This is a genomic window from Cupriavidus sp. 05T313, from assembly GCF_056396665.1.
This window is the reverse complement of the sequence record NZ_JBFTLX010000712.1, coordinates 1-365: the sequence shown is the minus strand read 5'-3', so window position 1 is coordinate 365 and position 365 is coordinate 1. Positions and strand designations below refer to the sequence as shown.

Here is a 365-nt window from a genome sequence, read left to right as displayed (position 1 = left end):
TGCCTCGACAAGGACCCGGAATTGTTCTTTCCCGTAGGGAACACAGGCCCGGCCTTGCTGCAGATCGAGGAAGCCAAAAGCGTCTGCCGCCGGTGCCCCGTAGTCGACACCTGCCTCCAGTGGGCCCTCGAGTCCGGCCAGGACGCCGGCGTTTGGGGCGGCATGAGCGAAGATGAGCGCCGCGCCCTCAAGCGCCGCGCTGCCCGCGCACGCCGCGCCTCCTAGAAGCCCAACACCGGCATAGCGTCGTCCGGCGGGACAACGTAACCGACGCACAGAGGCCCCGGGACAATCCAGAGATGGATCGTCCCGGGGCCTCCGTCAATTTCACTCCCCCGCCGCGGCCAAGCCGGCCGGACTTTGGG

General features: G+C 68.2%; 1 protein-coding gene. It reads left to right on the top strand.

Features of this window, described 5'->3' with window-relative positions; translation table 11 throughout:
- Positions 1–225, top strand: a 225-nt coding sequence (locus AC1DKD_RS42505; protein WP_477144902.1) for a WhiB family transcriptional regulator, incomplete at its 5' end; no start/stop codon positions are given.
- Positions 226–365 lie beyond the last annotated feature (140 nt).